Origin of the sequence: Pseudoalteromonas rubra (genome assembly GCF_000238295.3) — a bacterium.
Taxonomy (GTDB): domain Bacteria; phylum Pseudomonadota; class Gammaproteobacteria; order Enterobacterales; family Alteromonadaceae; genus Pseudoalteromonas; species Pseudoalteromonas rubra.
Genome location: NZ_AHCD03000036.1, coordinates 226,575 through 244,928, shown reverse-complemented (window position 1 = coordinate 244,928; position 18,354 = coordinate 226,575). Strand labels below are relative to the sequence as shown.

Here is an 18,354-nt window from a genome sequence, read left to right as displayed (position 1 = left end):
CGCGACGAATTCATTCGTCGCGCGGCCCTTTTTGCAGTGCGGGTAACACGAAGTCATCGGCATCAAGGTGGGCAGGAAACCCCTGTTTAAAGGTATCCAGTGGCGCCTTTTCCAGACTAACCACGAGTACATCGGCTGCGTCATCCGGGGCACCGGCCAGTAATGCACCAGTGAAATCATAAGCAGCGGTACCGCCATTGTGCGCTGTTCCATAGCCATCGTCACCAATACGATTGCAGCCCAGCACATAACACTGATTTTCAATTGCTCTGGCTTGCAATAAGGTATCCCAGATCCGACGTCGTGCAGCAGGCCAGTTAGCCACATTGATCATCACATCATAATCATTGCGGTTACGCTGGAACACCGGAAAACGCAGGTCATAGCATACCTGAGGTAAGATCCGAAATCCCTTTACCTCAACAACGACTCGTTCCTGTCCGGCATGCACATAATCCCCTTCTTTACCCAGACAGAATAAATGGCGTTTGTCATAATAGCGCACGGTGCCATCCGGCCAGCACCAGTAAAAACGGTTGGCTTTCTTTTCGCCCAGATCCACCAACACGCTGCCCGCCACGACGGCCTGCCAGCGCTGTGCCAACTGCTGTAAAAAAGCCAGCGCTTCTCCCTGCTCAGGCGGCTCTGCACACGCTTCAGCCAATGCAAAACCGGTTGCAAAGGTTTCCGGCAAAATGATCAGATCGCAATCATTGAGTTGCGCCTGCTGTGCGCCCAACTGCCTTTCCAGCTGCGCAAAATTGTTCTGCGGTGCCAGCCACTCAATCGCCTGCTGAACCAGAGCTACTGTTAAAGCTGACATAAACGCTTCGCCGCCTCCACTAAGGTGTTGTCTTCTTTGGCAAAACACAGGCGGATCACTTTATCTGTACTGCCATCGGCATAAAATACGCTCAGCGGAATTGCGGCCACCCCGACTTCTTCCACCAGATAATCACAAAAGCGCACATCATCCAGTGACGAGATAGCGCTGTAATCCAGCAACAGGAAATAGCTCCCCTCGCTGGGCAAAATAGTGAATCGACTACTTTGCAGTGCCTCTGCCAACAGATCGCGCTTATGCTGATAGAAATCAGCCAGTGCATCCACATGCTCCGGCTCCTCATTGAGCATGTCAGCCAACGCTAACTGTGCCGGCGTAAAACAGGAGAAGGTCACATACTGATGAATTTTACGAAATTCCTTGCTCAGTGCCGCTGGAGCAATGCAATACCCCAGCTTCCAGCCCGTACAATGGAAGGTTTTACCAAAGCTAGCCACCACCATAGCACGTACTGCCAGCGCCGGGTCGCGCAACGCACTCAAATGTGGCTGTGCATCAAAGGTAATGTGCTCGTAAACTTCGTCGCTGATCACATACAAGTCATGTTCAATCACCAAGGCCTTAAGCGCTGCCATATCCGCTGCTTTGAGTGTTTTCGCACTTGGGTTATGTGGCGTATTAACAATAATAGCGCGAGTTTGAGGTGTGATGGCTGACGCAACCTGCTGCCAGTCAACCTGATAATCAGGCGCCTGCAAGGCAATGTGCACACTGGTGCCACCTGCCAGCTCTATCGCCGGATGGTAAGAGTCATAGGCCGGGTCAAACACGATCACTTCATCACCCGGGCGTACCAGGGTCTGAATGGCAACAAACAAGGCTTCTGTGGCGCCGGCAGTGACGGTGACCTGCGCCTCGGCGTCGATCTGCGCACCATATTTGCGCTCCGCTAGGGCCGCTATCTGCTGCTGTAGCGCCGGCACCCCGGGTGATGGCGCGTACTGGTTCATCCCCGCTTGTACATGCTGAGTCAACCGCAGTTTAAGGCGCTCTGGCGCATCAAATTCAGGAAAACCCTGAGACAGGTTCAGTGCACCGTGCTGATTGGCCAGCGCGGTCATCTTTGAAAAAATACTGGTGCCTACATGAGGTAATTTACTTTCCACTGCCAAGTCCTCGTTTGTGTGTGGTGTAACGGCCCGAGCGATGCTATCATTGCTGCAAATAGAAGTATAGCCGTCTAAAATTATCCACGATGTTATTCGTGAGAGGTAAGCGTATGCAATCAGCACAAGCGAAACATGCCCTGATAGACGCCGGACGCTGGCTCAGTGAGCAAGGCTGGGTACCGGCAACCGGGGGCAACTTTTCCATTAGAACAGAGCAGGGCTTTGTTGTCACGGCCAGTGGTCATGACAAAGGGGCGTTGCAACCCGAGCATTTTCTTGAGTTCAATACCGAAGGCACACATACCGGCGGAACCGGTAAGCCTTCAGCCGAAACTGAGCTGCACCTTGCCCTGTATGCACTCAGTGCGCGTACACACTGCATCTTGCATACCCACTCCGTTGCGGCAACGGTGCTGTCTCGGCTAACAGCTGAGCACAGCCTAAACATTCAGGGGTACGAAATGCAAAAAGCCCTGCATGGTTTTACCAGTCACCTGGAAACCCTGGCTATTCCAGTCTTTGACAACGATCAGGATATTCCAGCCCTGGCACGTCGGGTGGCTGAATACCATGCCCATACGCCTGTTCAGCACGGGGTGCTGATCCGCGGCCATGGACTTTACGCAATGGGGGCAGACATCAGTGAAACGCGTCGTCATATCGAGGCACTGGAGTTTTTGTTTAACTGCGAACTGACGCGCAGACAACTGGAAAAAAACGCATGATCAAAGCAATTTTGACCGACATCGAAGGCACCATTACCCGTATCTCTTTCGTCAAAGAGATCCTGTTCACCTATGCCACAGACAAGCTACCCGATTTCGTGCGCCAGCATGCACACACCCCGGAAGTGACTGCACAGCTTGATGCAGTGCGTGCTGAACTGAACGCACCACAAGCCTCACTGGATCAGGTTATCCAGGCACTGCTCAGCTGGATCGCTGAAGATAAGAAAGTCACGCCGCTGAAACAATTACAGGGCATGATCTGGCAACATGGCTATCAAAATGGCGATTTTACCGGCCATATTTACCCAGATGCGCACCAGTTTTTGTCTGCCGAACATGCTGCGGGCACTGCACTCTATGTCTATTCGTCTGGTTCAGTGCAGGCCCAGCAACTGCTGTTTGCCCATTCGGACTATGGCGATATGCGTCCCTTATTCAGTGGTTATTTTGATACCCGGATAGGTGCCAAACAGCAACCCGAGGCCTATCAGGCCATCGCCAGTCAGCTATCCTTTGCGGCGCATGAAGTGCTCTTTCTGAGCGATGTGGTGGCCGAGCTGGATGCAGCAAAAACAGCGGGCATGCAGACCCTGCAATTGTGGCGTGACGGACAGCCGCGGACGCAGGCACATCCCTTTATTGAAGATTTCAGCCAATATAATGCACAGGAGTCACGATGAGCCAATTGACCATTTATCATGATCAGCACCCGGATAACATTGAATTCCACAGTGAGGCACACACCCAGATAGCCGCCCAGCTTGCTCAGGTGGGTGTCCGCTTTGAGCAATGGCAAGCCGCATATGAGATAAACCAGACAACATCACACGATGACATTCTTGAGGCATATGAACAGGACATTGCTCGCCTGAAAGCACAGGATGGCTATCAGACTGTGGACGTGATCTCTTTGCCAAAAGGGCATCCTGACGCGCCCGTTATGCGTCAGAAGTTTCTTTTTGAGCACACCCATAGCGAAGATGAAGTACGCTTTTTTGTTCAGGGCCAGGGGCTATTTTGCCTGCATATCGGCGAACGGGTTTATCAGGTTCTGTGCCAGCAGGGCGATTTGATTTCAGTACCCGCAATGACACCTCACTGGTTTGATATGGGCAGCGATCCCCAATTTACCGCAATCCGGCTGTTCAACAATGAGCAGGGCTGGGTGGCACAAAGTACTGACAACCCTATCGCCGAGCGTTTGACCGACATCGAAGGCACCATTACCCGTATCTCTTTCGTCAAAGAGATCCTGTTCACCTATGCCACAGACAAGCTACCCGATTTCGTGCGCCAGCATGCACACACCCCGGAAGTGACTGCACAGCTTGATGCAGTGCGTGCTGAACTGAACGCACCACAAGCCTCACTGGATCAGGTTATCCAGGCACTGCTCAGCTGGATCGCTGAAGATAAGAAAGTCACGCCGCTGAAACAATTACAGGGCATGATCTGGCAACATGGCTATCAAAATGGCGATTTTACCGGCCATATTTACCCAGATGCGCACCAGTTTTTGTCTGCCGAACATGCTGCGGGCACTGCACTCTATGTCTATTCGTCTGGTTCAGTGCAGGCCCAGCAACTGCTGTTTGCCCATTCGGACTATGGCGATATGCGTCCCTTATTCAGTGGTTATTTTGATACCCGGATAGGTGCCAAACAGCAACCCGAGGCCTATCAGGCCATCGCCAGTCAGCTATCCTTTGCGGCGCATGAAGTGCTCTTTCTGAGCGATGTGGTGGCCGAGCTGGATGCAGCAAAAACAGCGGGCATGCAGACCCTGCAATTGTGGCGTGACGGACAGCCGCGGACGCAGGCACATCCCTTTATTGAAGATTTCAGCCAATATAATGCACAGGAGTCACGATGAGCCAATTGACCATTTATCATGATCAGCACCCGGATAACATTGAATTCCACAGTGAGGCACACACCCAGATAGCCGCCCAGCTTGCTCAGGTGGGTGTCCGCTTTGAGCAATGGCAAGCCGCATATGAGATAAACCAGACAACATCACACGATGACATTCTTGAGGCATATGAACAGGACATTGCTCGCCTGAAAGCACAGGATGGCTATCAGACTGTGGACGTGATCTCTTTGCCAAAAGGGCATCCTGACGCGCCCGTTATGCGTCAGAAGTTTCTTTTTGAGCACACCCATAGCGAAGATGAAGTACGCTTTTTTGTTCAGGGCCAGGGGCTATTTTGCCTGCATATCGGCGAACGGGTTTATCAGGTTCTGTGCCAGCAGGGCGATTTGATTTCAGTACCCGCAATGACACCTCACTGGTTTGATATGGGCAGCGATCCCCAATTTACCGCAATCCGGCTGTTCAACAATGAGCAGGGCTGGGTGGCACAAAGTACTGACAACCCTATCGCCGAGCGCTTTCCGTTACTGGATTAAAGCGCTCGTCCGGCACGGTGTCGTCATACCGTGCCTAATACCCCAGCCGCTACTTCCTGCGGATAATACACGCCCGTATCCAGTACCCATGCCGTGATCAGATCAGCCGGTGTGACATCAAAAGCCGGGTTATACACCTGTGCCTGTGCGGGTGCCCACTGACAGTGACCAAAGCTGCCACTCACCCCGGTAACCTCGCTTTCAGCGCGCTGCTCAATCGGGATCTCTGCGCCTGAAGCACAGCCAATGTCCAGAGTTGTAACCGGAGCAACCACATAGAAAGGGATCTGATGGTAGTGAGCCAGCACAGCCAGATTGTAGGTGCCCACTTTATTCGCAAAATCGCCGTTCGCAGCAATGCGATCAGCCCCGACAAAAATTTTATCGACCTTGCCTGCAGCCATCAGGCTGGCCGCCATATTATCGCAAATCAAAGTGTAAGGGATCTGCCACTGTGCCAGTTCATAGGCAGTCAGCCTGCCCCCTTGCAATAATGGCCGGGTTTCATCAACCCAGATATGGATGTCCGCATGCTGTCGGGCTGCATGATGGATCACACCCAATGCGGTGCCCACTCCGGCAGTGGCCAGCGCGCCAGTATTACAATGTGTCAGAATGTTATCTGAGGGTTCGACCAGCTGTGCCCCCAGTGTTGCCATTCTGTCGCACAGTGCACAGTCTTCTTCAAACAGGCGCTCAGCTTCTGCCACCACAGCCTGCGCGTAATCATGCTGCTGCAAGGCTGTACGCAGCCTCGCCATGCAGTGCATCAGATTCACCGCCGTCGGGCGGGTGGCTTCCAGCTCGTCAATCGCCTCTCTAAGCTGGGCTTTACCGTGCCCTTGTTCTGCCAGATAGGCAACCAGCAGGCTTGCTGCTAAGCCAATCAAAGGGGCGCCACGTACTTTCAGTGTCAGAATCAACGACGCCATTTGTGCCACACTGGTGCAATGATGCCATGTTTCCTCATGTGGCAGTAAATACTGATCCAGCACCTGAACCGTCCCAGCCTGATACTTCAAGCTCCGCGCAACTAACTCTTTCACCGTTGTTTACTCCGATTTGCTCCTGGCGAATACCCATTCACAGCAATGAACAGGCAGCGTGAAATCTGGCACCGACCATACCGATGTGACCCCCTCGGTGTCATCTGGGCAGTGTCCGATTGAAAAAACTGACTGCTCCATTCTACATCAAGATCTAAAGATGTATAGACTTCTAAACGTTTGCAGGTATAGAATGCTGATCTAATTTTATGCTATCTGGATGATCCGAATGAGTGCTTATCAGGCGTTTGACAATGACAAGGCCATTGAATACATCACTAACCTGGGGGGAATGTTCCCACCAGACGCACAGCTGAACTGCTATGAGTTTGGCGATGGCAACCTGAACCTGGTTTTTCGGGTCACTGATCAACACAACCATAGCGTGATCCTTAAGCAAGCGTTACCCTACGCGCGCTGTGTAGGAGAAAGCTGGCCACTGACACTTGATCGGGCTCGCATCGAAGCCAGCGCCTTACGTCGCCATGGTGAGGTGTGTCCGAGCCATACCGTCAGGGTACTGCATCACAACAGTGAGCAGGCTGTGACGATACTCGAAGACCTGGGTCATCTGAATATCTTACGCAGTGAACTCAACGCCGGGCGTACTTTTGCCAACCTGGGCCGGGATGTGGCTCACTACCTGGCCACAACCAGCTTTTATCACAGCGATTTCTATCTCACACCCGCAAACAAAAAAGCCCTGATCCAGTCTTTTACCAATCCGGAACTGTGTGCCATTACTGAAGAGTTGTTCTTTGACGACCCTTACCAGGATAACGAGCGTAACCACTATCCGGATGCGCTGCGCAAAGAGGTCGACAAGCTGCGCCACAATACAGGGTTAAAACTGGCCATTGCCCAGCTCAAACAGCGCTTTTTGTCTTCGCCACAAGCGTTGCTTCACGGTGATGCACATAGTGGTAGCCTGTTTGTCGATGACACAACCACCAAGTTTATCGATCCGGAATTTGCCTTTTTTGGTCCCATTGGTTTCGACCTAGGCTCTTTTATTGGCAATTTGCTGCTCAACTTCTGTGCTCAGCATGGCCGTATCAGTGAAGCATCAAAACGTCGTGATATGCATACTTACTTGTTGCGCACCATAGATATCTGCCTGAGTGAGTTTGACTATCAATGGCAGACCTTGTGCGAACAACATAGCACAGACAGTACATTGCAGGCGCCAGGCTACGCCGCACTGTTTCTGCGTGACGTATTGCAAGACGCCATTGGGTATTGTGGCAGTGAGATGATCCGCCGCACCATCGGGCTTGCCCATGTCAGCGATTTGGATGAGATTGAAGATGAACAGGCACGCCTGCGGGCGCAGCGCCTGGCACTGGAGGTCGGTGAACAACTGATCCTGAACGCCCGCAGCTGTCAAAGCAAAGACGCCTGCTATCAGTTGATCATCAGCGTCTTACAGTAAACGCTCCGGCACGTGGATCAACTCAGGCTAAGCTCAGCGTTGATCCATCCGCTCGTTACAGTGTCTGGCTGGTGTTTTGCACAGACGCAATATACTTGTCGATCTGCGTTTCCAGCACATTTAACGGCACAGAACCATGACGCAGGATCTGATGGTGGAACTCACGAATATCAAAGGCATCCCCTAACGCCGCCTCGGTTTTCGCGCGCAAACGTTTAATGGTCAACTCACCCACCTTGTATGACAGTGCCTGACCTGGCCAGGATATGTAGCGGTCGGTTTCTGTCTTCACATTGTGCAGCGACAAAGCCGTGTTATCACGCATAAAGTTCATTGCCCGCTCCCGGCTCCAGCCAAACATGTGCATTCCGGTGTCCACAACCAGTCGAGCTGCCCGCCACATTTCGTAGGTCAGGCGACCAAAGTTGCTATATGGATCCTGATAAAAGCCCGCTTCCAGACCCAGGTATTCAGCATATAAGCCCCAGCCCTCACCAAACGCTGAGATATAAGAATCGCGACGATAATCAGGTAAATAATCCAATTCCTGGTTCAGCGAGATTTGCAGATGATGTCCCGGCACCGCTTCGTGCAATGTCAGGGCTTCAAGCACATACAAAGGACGCTTGTCTAAGGCGTAAGTATTGACCCAGTAGTAACCTGCATCCGTGTCCTTATCAGCGCCCAAATACCGGCCTGTGGTGTATTTAGGGGCAATGGCATCCGGCACCGGCGCAACCCCATATGGACGACGCGGCAGTGTATGGAACAGCTTTGGCAACTGCGCATCCATTTTCTTAGCAATGAAGGCAGCTTCTTTAAGCAGCTCTTGTGCACTGCTGGCATAGAACTGAGGATCGGTTCTTAAAAACTGGACAAACTCAGCAAAGCTCCCGTCAAATTGAGTTTGCTTGATGATCTCCATCATTTCACTTTTGATCCGGGCCACTTCTTCCAGTCCCAATGCATGCACTTGTTCAGGAGTCATCTGGGTCGTCGTAAAGTGCGCGGTCCGGTTGCGGTAAAACTCAACGCCATTCGGGGTGCTGGAGATACCAATATCATCACGCGCACCTGGCCTGTACTGCTCGACAAAAAATGCCAAATACTCGCGGTACGCCGGGATCACCTGTTGTGCGATCACTTCCTGCGCCTGGTTCTGTAAACGCTTAAATTCATCCTCTGGCAAACCGCTGCGATTGTGCTTAAAAGGACGGAAATAAGTCGACTCTGTTGCCTCATCGACGATGAAAGCTTCAATAGATGCTTCATACCCTGCCAGCACCGCCTTTGGCTGGGTCAGGCCCGTTTCAAGCCCCTTGCGCATCCAGGCAATATTTTCTGCAAAATAACGCGGCACTTCCGCCAGCTTACTCAGATAAAGCGCATAGTCGTCGCGGGTTTTAAAATCAGTGCTGCCCAGCATCCTCGGCAGGCTGCTGTGAAAGCCGCTCTCTGACTTGAGTGGCATATAATGAGCGTTGAAGCGATAGCGATCTACCTTGTCCTGGATCTGAGCACGCAAGATCACCAGGTTTATACGGTTTTCTTCACTTAATTTTGTTTCATCCAGTGCGTCTAAACGCTGTAAAAAGGCCACGCGTTCTGCATTTTTAGTGGCCAGATGGGCTGCACTTAAATCTGGCAGTAAGGTGCTTCCCTGTGCCTGCTTGTCGCTACGAAATGCCATAACTTGCTGGGCTAAGGTAGTAAATTGTTGATCAGCGCTGACCTGAGTAAGTTCACATCCTGCCAGGCCCAGTGCCAATGTCACTGCGCACAAAGAGCGGGATAGAGTTGTTTTCAGTGGGAAGCTCACGTGGATGTTCCTTTAACAATATTGTGAAATTTGCGCAACACATAAACACGCTCGAGATAGGCTTGCAACTTAATACGACCAGTGGCTGCTCTGAGCCATCAACGTCTCTGCAAAGCCACTTCAAGAAGGCAAGAAAAAAGTGATTACTAATTCAACAACACCCATAAAAAGCAATAAATTTGTCTCATTACGCGGATTTTTGCTTTTCAAAACTCAACAGAGCGATTAATGTAGCCGCAGCGAAGCCAGGTATCTCATAGGGACCGTTTCGAGTACTTCTGCCAGGTATTTAACAGCAACTGATTATTGTGGTAAGTAAAATGATGTTCCATGATCCCATGGCAATAGCACAAGAAAAAATGACCAAAGTTTGTCAGTTTCTGGAGCAGAATCAGCTGCCGCCTACGCCCCTCAATTACCATATTGGCTATGTTTATATCAGCCAGACTCATCGCGAACTCAATGAACAGCTGGATCGCGACATTCGCAACCGCACCAACATCGACAGTATTTACATTGAGCAGCTCTACTACGAGCACCTGCAAAAAGAGCATCAGACCGAGGCAACGCTGATCCAGCAAGTTGGCGGCATGATCGATCACCTCAGTGACTCAGCACAGCAGTCTCAGCAAAGCCTGATTGGTTTTGCCAAGCAGATCAGCCACTGTATCCACAATCTCGATGAGCACAATGTCGTCAAAACGCGGGCAGCCTTAAGTGACTTTAGTGCCCACACAGAGCAACTGCTTAAGCAGCATCAGCAGTTTAAAAACGCCCTGCGCAAAGCCAGAGAGCTACACGAAAAACAGCAGAAACAATTACTTACGCTACGCAAACAGCGCATTTTAGACCCACAAACGGGCTTGTATAAACGCCACTACCTGGGCCATAAAACCCAGCTATGGCTGACCCAGGATAAGTCCGTTTTTGCCATTTCTGTCTTGATCGAAAACCTCGATGACTTCAGTCAGGGATTTGGCGAGCTGATCGGCGAAACCGTATTACAGCGGGTCGCCAAAAGGATCAAAAAATACGTGCTCCACAGCGGCCTGCCAGGGCGCACAGGCAGACAAGAGTTCACCATTGTGCTGGCAGACTGTGACGCCGAGACGGCCCAGGTCGTCGCGCAAAAAATTCGTCGTGGCGTGAGTCGCCTGAAATTTGTCAGTGCCAAAGGCGATGTCTCGTTTCCCGACATTGATTTGGCCATTGGTATTGCACAGCATCAACCCGAGCACGATTTCAACACCCTCGCCCAGCGCGCCGCCTATGCTGCCAAAAAAGCCCAGTCGCTCGGCCAGCACTACTATGTCTCTGCCGCCACTTAACATTTCCCCAGCTCAGCCGACAGACCGCATCTGTGCTACGGCCTGTTGATTAATCTGCTTAAATTGCTGACACCGATTGCGCTCACTGAGTGCTATCAAGTACACTATTGACACCCAGATCCGGCACAAATAACACACATGAAAGAAGCAAATCGCGACACCACACACTTTGGCTATCAAACAGTAGCAACACAGGAAAAGGCCTCAATGGTGGCCGACGTTTTCCACTCCGTGGCTGCAAAATATGATGTGATGAATGACCTGATGTCATTCGGGATCCATCGCCTATGGAAACGCCAGACCATTGCGTGCTCTGGTGTCCGACAGGGCCACAAAGTTCTGGATCTGGCCGGTGGTACCGGTGATCTGACTGCCAAATTCAGTGAATTGGTGGGTGAAACAGGTCAGGTGATCCTGGGCGACATCAACGACTCAATGCTGCGCGTTGGCCGCGATAAACTGCGCGATTTAGGCCGGGTCGGGAATATCGAATATGTGCAAATGAATGCCGAAGCACTGCCCTTCCCGGACAATAGCCTCGATGTGATCACCATCGCGTTTGGACTGCGCAACGTCACTGACAAAGACAAGGCACTGCGCTCCATGTACCGAGTATTGAAGCCAGGTGGTCGTCTGCTGGTACTGGAGTTCTCAAAAACAGACAACGAAGCATTGTCGAAGCTATACGATTTCTACTCCTTTAATATCCTGCCAACCATGGGTAAATTGGTTGCCAACGACAGCGAGTCTTATCGCTACCTGGCTGAGTCCATCCGTATGCACCCGGATCAGGAAACCCTGAAAACAATGATGGAAGACGCAGGCTTTGAACAAGCGAGCTACCAGAACCTGACGGGTGGCATTGTGGCGCTTCATCGAGGCTTTAAATTTTAACTCCTGAGAAGCAAGGAAACTGTATGTGGATCACGCTGCTCACCGCTGTTGCCGAAAGTGCACTGGATCAGCTGCTGGACAAAGAGCCTGCTGTGGCAATGCAGCTGGCCCCCACACAGCACAAAATACTGGCGATCACCTTAACGGATCTCGGCATGTGCTGTGCCCTGCACTATGTGGGTGAACAACAAGGTAAACCGCACTGTTTTGTCTATGGTCACTACCAGGACAAGGCCGACTGCCACATTACAACCACCTTATCGACTTTGGGTGAAATCTCAGACCCCAGCCAGCTGACGCGCCTCATCCGTGAGGAAAAGCTGGATCTCGAAGGCGACTTACAATTAGCACAAAGTTACAGTAAAGCGTTTTCCGGCCTCAGTATTGACTGGGCAGAGCACCTGTCGCGTCACCTTGGAGATGCCCCGGCGCAACTGTTGGTCGAACGCTGCAAGGCAGCCGCACAACGCGGCGGTGGTCACCTCAAAACCCTACAACGGACCTTTACACAGTTGTGTCAGGACGAACTGAAAGTTGCCGTACACCCACTGGAAGTCCGCCAATTTAAATCCCATACGCGACAGCTGGCTCAACAACTGGCGGCACTGGAACAACGTATCAACGCGTTAAGCGAATTATAAGGAGCTGGGTTTGTCCATCGCTCGTCTGTATCAAATCGGTAAAACTTTTCTTAATTATGGCCTGGACGACCTGCTTCCGAGGCACAAGCAACCCTGGTATGCCCGGGCGGTTAGACGCAGTTTATTCTGGCTACCCAACCAACACAGCGACAAACCCGTCGGTGCGCGCCTCAGGCTGGCACTGCAAACCTTGGGGCCAGTATGGGTTAAGTTTGGCCAGATGCTGTCAACACGTCGCGACTTACTGCCACCGGACATTGCCGAAGAACTCGCCCTGCTGCAGGACAAAGTCGCCCCCTTCCCTGGCGATCAGGCACAGGCACTGATAGAAAAGGCACTGGGCCTCGACAGTATCCACGATGGTTTTGTCGAATTTGAGCAAACCCCGCTGGCCTCAGCTTCTATCGCGCAGGTGCATTGCGCCAAACTGGTGGTTGGGGAAGAATTAAGAGAAGTGGTGGTCAAAGTGATCCGCCCGAATATTGAAAAACAAATTCTTGCGGACCTGTCTTTGATGGAACGTTTTGCTCACCTGCTGGCCAGCCTTATCAGTGCTGGTCGCCGGCTGCGCCCGGTTGAAGTGGTCAGAGAATACCGTAAAACCCTGCTCGATGAACTCGACCTGATGCGTGAAGCCGCCAATGCCATCCAGCTCAGACGTAACTTTGAAGGCTCGGCGTCGCTTTATATTCCAGAAGTGTACAGTGATTATTCGAGACGCAATGTACTGGTGATGGAACGCATTTACGGTATCCCCGTATCGGATACCGAAGCACTGCTGGCCCAGGGCACCAATATGAAGGTGTTGGCTGAGCGCGGTGTCGAAGTGTTTTTTACCCAGGTTTTCCGCGACAGTTTTTTCCATGCCGACATGCACCCGGGTAACATCTTTGTGTCACGCGAAGATCCGCATAACCCGAAATATATCGGCATTGATTGCGGCATTGTGGGCACCTTAAATCGCGAAGATAAACGCTATCTGGCTGAGAACTTCATTGCCTTTTTCAACCGCGATTATCGTCAGGTTGCGCAGTTGCACGTCGACTCAGGGTGGGTACCGCCCGACACCTGTGTGGAGGAGTTCGAGTTTGCCATTCGCACGGTGTGCGAGCCGATCTTTAACAAGCCCCTGGCCGAGATTTCGTTTGGACATGTGCTGGTAAATCTGTTCAACACCGCTCGGCGTTTTAATATGGAAGTGCAGCCCCAACTGGTGCTGCTGCAGAAAACCCTCTTGTACGTTGAGGGTCTGGGCCGCCAGCTTTATCCACAGCTGGATTTATGGAAAACAGCCAAACCCTTTTTAGAAAAGTGGGTGCAGGATCAGGTGGGCCCGTTGGCAGTGGCCAAAAAGCTCTACACTAATTTGCCTTTTTGGGCTGAAAAAATGCCTGAGCTGCCCGATCTTATCTATCAGAACCTGAAGCGTAGTCAGCGCCAAAGTGCCCCCATTGTGCAGCAGAGCAACACAGACACCCGTGCATTGCTACTTGGCATTGCTGCGGCAGCACTCACTATTGTGGCTGGTTTGTGCTTTATTGACGAGCGTCAACTCGCAAGCGGTCTCTGTGCCACACTGGCAATTGCAATATTTATTAAAGCATGGCGCAAAACAGGGTGATATTTTACACACTCGGCGTATAATCTTTCTTAATTCAATAACACATTAAATGGAGTAGACATGGGTTTTGGTGGTATCAGTATTTGGCAGTTGCTTATCATTCTGGCCATTATCGTGCTTTTATTTGGGACGAAAAAACTACGTGGCATTGGTAGTGACTTAGGCAATGCGGTAAAAGGCTTTAAGAATGCAGTGTCTGAAGATGAAGAAGAAAAAAAGTCAGAAAAAGCGGATAGCAAAGAACAGCTGACCGATCAGGCTGCACAGGCTAAAACGACCAGCGAAAAAGAAAAAGACAAGGTGTGATCTGACATGGGGATGTGGGAACTCGTCGTAGTGTTGATCGTTGGCCTGGTTGTGCTCGGGCCAGAACGCCTGCCTGTTGCGATCAGAACGGTCAGCCGCTGGATCAACACAGTCAAATCTGTTGCCAATTCCGTCAAGGCGGAAGTAAGCGAAGAGCTGAGAGTACACGAGTTGCATAGCAACCTGAAAAAAGCCGAAGAGCAAGGCCTGGACAATATTTCCCCAGGTCTCAAGCAATCGGTTGAGGAGTTGCAGCGTGCGGCAGAATCAGTGCGCCACAGCTACAGCAAGTCTCCAGATCAGTCGAAAAACGACAAAGATCCGTCCTCTCAAAACTAACCGTTTACGAGTTTTTGCATGTCAGATATGACAAACAGTGGCTTTATTGGCCACCTTATTGAGCTGAGAAATCGTCTAATTAAGGCGCTACTGAGCATCCTGATCATCTTTATTTCTTTGGTTTATTTTGCCAACGATATATATGCATTTGTGGCGGCCCCACTGGTTGAGAGTCTGCCCGCAAACAGCACTATGATAGCCACGGATGTCACGGCCCCTTTCTTTGCCCCCTTTAAACTGACCCTGTTTGTGTCGCTGTTTCTGGCAGTACCTATGATACTGCATCAAATCTGGGGGTTTCTGGCGCCGGGCCTGTATCAGCATGAAAAACGCATGCTGATGCCCATTCTGCTTTCCAGTATCCTGTTGTTTTACGCCGGTATTGCATTTTGTTATTTTGTCGTGATGCCCATTATTCTCGGCTTTTTTACCGCCGTGGGTCCCGACATGATGACACTCTCTCCGGATATCAGCAGCTACCTTGGCTTCATTTTAAAGCTGTTCTTTGCATTCGGCGTCGCCTTTGAAATACCCGTAGCCATTATGCTGTTGTGCTGGAGTGGCGTCACAACCACACAAAGCCTGGCGCAAAAACGCCCCTACATCATAGTCGGTGTGTTTGTCGTCGCGATGTTTTTAACGCCCCCCGATGTGTTATCGCAAACACTACTCGCCGTGCCTATGGCGCTACTGTTTGAATTAGGATTATTGTTGGCCAGACTGTACAGCAAAAAGCCAGTCGCTGAGGAACAAAGCCATGAATAAAATCACCTTATTACTAAGTGGTGCAGTGGTATTTACCAGTGTGCTTGGCATACAGCCAGCTCAGGCCAAAGGTAAATTACCACATAAATTGCAAGCATGTAGCCAGCTGCAATCCGACGACAAGCGCTTAGCCTGTTACGATAAACTGGCCGCTGACTATGCCAATAAATCACATCCGGTACGTTCTCAGCCGCCAGCAACAGATGCCAAGTCGTTTGGCCTGGAGCACAAACAGGACAACGAGCAGACAATCAGTGCAACCGTGTTAGAACTGAGCAAATCCGCCAATGGATTACGCCGGTTTACGCTCGATAACCAGCAACGCTGGCAGCAGATCGGCACACAAGCCTTCTTTGCTAAAGAAGGGGACACAGTGACTATTCGTCGTGGCTCTTTCAATTCTTTCATCATGCAAAAAGAAGGCTCTAATCGCTCAATAAAAGTGAGAAGGGTAGATTAAATGGCGACCTTTATTGACGCAGGCGTCAACCTGACCAGTACGCAATTTGATACCGATCGCGCAGCCATCCTGACCCGAGCAGCGGATCAGGGCGTGGAATCTATGTTGCTGATTGGGTGTGACTTACTCACCAGTGAACAAAGTCTCGCGCTGGCACAAGAATACAATCAATATGCAACTGCAGGTGTGCACCCTCATGATGCCAAAGACGTGCCGGACGATTTCATCGCCCAATTGCGCCACCTGGCTGCACAAGATCACGTGGTTGCGATTGGCGAGTGCGGACTCGACTTCAATCGAGACTACTCACCCCGTCCGGTGCAACAACTGATCTGCGGTGTGCAACTGGAGCTGGCGCAGACACTCGACATGCCGGTGTATCTGCATGAACGCGAAGCGTTTGATACACTCAGTGGCATGCTGGACGAATTTTCCCTGCGTGGCGTGTTACATTGCTTTACAGGCGATAAGCGCGCTTTGCGCCATTACCTGGATTATGGCCTGATGATTGGCCTGACTGGCTGGCTGTGCGATGAGCGCCGGGGTGAAACCTTACGAGAGTTAGTGCGTTATATTCCAGAAGATCGGATCCTGCTGGAGACAGATGCACCCTTTTTGCTCCCCAGAACGCTCAAACCAAAACCGAAATCCCGTCGTAATGAGCCAGCTTACTTGCCTGAGATTGCACAGCATGTTGCTGCGCTTAAAGACATCTCTCTGGTGCAACTGGCCCGTCAAACTACGGAAAACTTCAACACCTTGTTCCAGATATCGGGGAAAAATGCCTGATGTTGTGGCGCTGGCTGCTCATTTTACTGTGCTTATCCGGTGCTGTTCAGGCACTGGAAGTATCTGCTGAATTTAAGCAACACCAGGCACTGTCCTATCAGTATACTTTCAGCCAGGCCGACACCATTCAGACATTGCTGGCCAGTGATCCACACTGGCAATCAGGCCAGCGCCAACCGTTAAAGCCGCCCGCAAATACCCAAGCCTGGATCCGCGTGTCTCTACACAACCCGGGGCCCATTGAGGTGCCGCTGCTACTGAGCATAGATAACAACTTACTGGATAAAATCACCGCCTACATCCGCCACGATGATGCCTCTTTTCTGACTCTGGCATTGGGTGACGCACTGCCACTGATGCAGCGTCCCATTAAACATGAAGCTCAGCTCATTCCGCTCGAACTGCCAGCACAGAGCCACAGTCAGGTCTATTTACAACTCAGCCATCATGGCACGCTGAATATCCCGCTGAGCCTCTGGCATCCGATAGAATACCTCAAGTACAAGAGCAAGTTTAACCTGGTCTATGGGATTCTCGCCGGGTTTATACTGGCTATGATAGCCATTAACTTTACCCTGTATAGTTTTACTCGTCGGCGTTACTTTTTACATGGCACATTCATTATCGGTCTCTTCTGGCTGCTCATAGTGCACTTATACGGGTTTGGTTACCGTTACCTGTATGGCTCAAGCGTCTGGTTGCAGCAATACGGTCAAAGCTTGTTGGTGATGTTCTCCACGCTGGCCCTGATCCCCATTCAGCGTAGTAAAGCACTGCCTAACCTGCTGCCAATAAAACATGACCGCAAGCTCACCCATCTGCTGGTACTGGGCCTGATCTTAACCTTATTGAGCCAACTCTTGCCGCTGACACACGCCACCTTTGCAGCCTATGGTATGGCACTTACCCTGGTTTTAGGATACATCGTCTGCACCCTGCGCAGTCGTTACCGTCGTACCACCAAAGTCACCGCCCTGCTGATCTACCTCATTCTGTTGATCACGCTCAGCTACCAGCTTGGCTTTGAGCTGGGTCTCTTTGGTGGCGCTCAGCTCGACCGCCCGGTCACTTATATTTGCTACTTGATCCTGAGCCTCTATATCAGCTTTGTGCTGACCCGACAGTTCATACTTGAACGGGAAAAACACATCAAAACACAGCAGCACAAACTCGCCCGTACTCAGGCAGAAGACGCCTTGCTCAAAGAAAAGCTCAAGCTTCAGGAACAGGCACAAGAAGAGCTAGAAAACAGCATTGATGAGCGCACCTTTGAGCTTCAGGTGACCCTCAGAGAGCTGGAAAAGCTCAACATGGAAGACCCCATGACCAAAGTGAAGAACCGTCGTTACTTTGATAAGCGTCTGATGATGGAAGTCCGCCGTTCACGTCGGGAACAAACGACACTGAGTCTGATCATTTTAGATATCGATTTCTTCAAAAAGGTAAACGATAACTACGGGCACCTCGCCGGGGATCACACCATTTGTGCCTTCGCACGGCTGATAGAGCAGCACCTGAAAAGACCCCATGATGAAGTATTTCGCTATGGCGGCGAAGAATTTGTGATCCTGCTGCCTAACACCTCACAAGAGGGCGCGCTGGAGCTGGCCGAGCAGATCCGCCTGGCCACTGAAGCCAATGAGCTGAAAGTCGCCGGTCACCATATTAAATTTACCACCAGTGCCGGGGTTTATAGTGCAATCGCACAGAATACCAACAACCCCACACTATTTACCGATTTGGCTGATAAGGGCTTGTACATGGCCAAACAACAAGGCCGCAATCGGATCTGTATTTACCAACCTAAGCAGGAGACTTAAC

Annotated in this window: 19 protein-coding genes; 15 read left to right on the top strand and 4 right to left on the bottom strand. The window is 51.2% G+C overall.

From position 1 onward, the window contains the following. Positions 1-10: 10 nt before the first annotated feature. Both PRUB_RS17935 and PRUB_RS17930 read right to left on the bottom strand, forming a co-directional pair. Positions 11-823 (bottom strand): amidohydrolase, encoded by an 813-nt coding sequence (locus PRUB_RS17935; RefSeq protein WP_010385027.1) that lies wholly within the window; start codon positions 821-823, stop codon positions 11-13. After that, entirely contained in the window at positions 811-1,905 is a 1,095-nt protein-coding gene (locus PRUB_RS17930; RefSeq protein ID WP_052026412.1) for a methionine aminotransferase, read from the bottom strand. Before PRUB_RS17930 ends, PRUB_RS17935 begins: the two co-directional genes overlap by 13 nt. Before the next feature lie 158 nt (positions 1,906-2,063). On the opposite strand from PRUB_RS17930, the gene PRUB_RS17925 reads away from it, so the two are divergent. Genes PRUB_RS17925 through PRUB_RS17910 form a run of 4 tightly spaced genes read left to right on the top strand, consistent with a single transcriptional unit; the run spans position 2,064 to position 5,093 of the window. Beyond that, a complete protein-coding gene (locus PRUB_RS17925) occupies positions 2,064-2,678 on the top strand; it encodes a methylthioribulose 1-phosphate dehydratase (protein ID WP_010385024.1) in 615 nt (204 codons plus the stop codon). Continuing rightward, a complete protein-coding gene (mtnC, locus tag PRUB_RS17920) occupies positions 2,675-3,361 on the top strand; it encodes an acireductone synthase (protein ID WP_010385023.1) in 687 nt (228 codons plus the stop codon). Before PRUB_RS17925 ends, mtnC (PRUB_RS17920) begins: the two co-directional genes overlap by 4 nt. Next, a complete protein-coding gene (gene mtnC / locus PRUB_RS26625; RefSeq protein ID WP_277925537.1) occupies positions 3,358-4,554 on the top strand; it encodes an acireductone synthase in 1,197 nt (398 codons plus the stop codon). The genes mtnC (PRUB_RS17920) and mtnC (PRUB_RS26625) overlap by 4 nt, the downstream gene beginning before the upstream one ends. After that, positions 4,551-5,093 carry a 1,2-dihydroxy-3-keto-5-methylthiopentene dioxygenase gene (locus PRUB_RS17910; protein WP_010385022.1) on the top strand — a complete coding sequence of 181 codons (543 nt, stop codon included), beginning with the start codon at positions 4,551-4,553 and terminating at the stop codon, positions 5,091-5,093. The genes mtnC (PRUB_RS26625) and PRUB_RS17910 overlap by 4 nt, the downstream gene beginning before the upstream one ends. A gap of 23 nt (positions 5,094-5,116) precedes the next feature. Here PRUB_RS17910 and mtnA read toward each other — a convergent pair whose 3' ends face one another. Then, the gene (gene mtnA, locus PRUB_RS17905; RefSeq protein WP_010385021.1) at positions 5,117-6,139 is read right to left on the bottom strand and encodes an S-methyl-5-thioribose-1-phosphate isomerase; all 1,023 of its coding nucleotides are present in this window, start codon (positions 6,137-6,139) and stop codon (positions 5,117-5,119) included. 229 nt (positions 6,140-6,368) lie between these two features. Here mtnA and mtnK point away from each other — a divergent pair, with 229 nt between their 5' ends. Then, positions 6,369-7,571, top strand: a complete 1,203-nt coding sequence (gene mtnK / locus PRUB_RS17900) for an S-methyl-5-thioribose kinase (protein ID WP_010385020.1) — start codon at positions 6,369-6,371, stop codon at positions 7,569-7,571. 55 nt (positions 7,572-7,626) lie between these two features. Here mtnK and PRUB_RS17895 read toward each other — a convergent pair whose 3' ends face one another. Next, positions 7,627-9,390 carry a DUF885 domain-containing protein gene (locus tag PRUB_RS17895; RefSeq protein WP_010385019.1) on the bottom strand — a complete coding sequence of 588 codons (1,764 nt, stop codon included), beginning with the start codon at positions 9,388-9,390 and terminating at the stop codon, positions 7,627-7,629. 320 nt (positions 9,391-9,710) lie between these two features. Between PRUB_RS17895 and PRUB_RS17890 the strand changes: the two genes are divergently transcribed. From PRUB_RS17890 to PRUB_RS17845, 10 genes are all read left to right on the top strand, one after another. Then, on the top strand, positions 9,711-10,718 hold the full coding sequence (locus PRUB_RS17890) for a GGDEF domain-containing protein (protein ID WP_010385017.1): 1,008 nt from the start codon (positions 9,711-9,713) through the stop codon (positions 10,716-10,718). Positions 10,719-10,856: 138 nt separating this feature from the next. Next, positions 10,857-11,612 carry a bifunctional demethylmenaquinone methyltransferase/2-methoxy-6-polyprenyl-1,4-benzoquinol methylase UbiE gene (ubiE, locus tag PRUB_RS17885; RefSeq protein WP_010385015.1) on the top strand — a complete coding sequence of 252 codons (756 nt, stop codon included), beginning with the start codon at positions 10,857-10,859 and terminating at the stop codon, positions 11,610-11,612. 23 nt (positions 11,613-11,635) lie between these two features. Continuing rightward, on the top strand, positions 11,636-12,253 hold the full coding sequence (locus PRUB_RS17880; RefSeq protein ID WP_010385014.1) for a ubiquinone biosynthesis accessory factor UbiJ: 618 nt from the start codon (positions 11,636-11,638) through the stop codon (positions 12,251-12,253). A 10-nt stretch (positions 12,254-12,263) separates the two neighbouring features. Next, positions 12,264-13,874, top strand: a complete 1,611-nt coding sequence (ubiB, locus tag PRUB_RS17875) for a ubiquinone biosynthesis regulatory protein kinase UbiB (RefSeq protein ID WP_010385013.1) — start codon at positions 12,264-12,266, stop codon at positions 13,872-13,874. 60 nt (positions 13,875-13,934) lie between these two features. Continuing rightward, a complete protein-coding gene (tatA, locus tag PRUB_RS17870) occupies positions 13,935-14,180 on the top strand; it encodes a Sec-independent protein translocase subunit TatA (RefSeq protein WP_010385012.1) in 246 nt (81 codons plus the stop codon). 6 nt (positions 14,181-14,186) lie between these two features. Further along, positions 14,187-14,519, top strand: coding sequence for a Sec-independent protein translocase protein TatB (tatB, locus tag PRUB_RS17865; protein ID WP_010385011.1), 333 nt, complete (start codon positions 14,187-14,189; stop codon positions 14,517-14,519). A gap of 18 nt (positions 14,520-14,537) precedes the next feature. Next, positions 14,538-15,284 (top strand): twin-arginine translocase subunit TatC, encoded by a 747-nt coding sequence (gene tatC / locus PRUB_RS17860; protein WP_010385010.1) that lies wholly within the window; start codon positions 14,538-14,540, stop codon positions 15,282-15,284. Further along, a complete protein-coding gene (locus PRUB_RS17855; protein ID WP_010385009.1) occupies positions 15,277-15,744 on the top strand; it encodes a hypothetical protein in 468 nt (155 codons plus the stop codon). Before tatC ends, PRUB_RS17855 begins: the two co-directional genes overlap by 8 nt. Next, a complete protein-coding gene (locus tag PRUB_RS17850) occupies positions 15,745-16,533 on the top strand; it encodes a TatD family hydrolase (RefSeq protein ID WP_010385008.1) in 789 nt (262 codons plus the stop codon). Continuing rightward, positions 16,533-18,353, top strand: a complete 1,821-nt coding sequence (locus PRUB_RS17845) for a sensor domain-containing diguanylate cyclase (RefSeq protein ID WP_010385007.1) — start codon at positions 16,533-16,535, stop codon at positions 18,351-18,353. The genes PRUB_RS17850 and PRUB_RS17845 overlap by 1 nt, the downstream gene beginning before the upstream one ends. Position 18,354 lies beyond the last annotated feature (1 nt).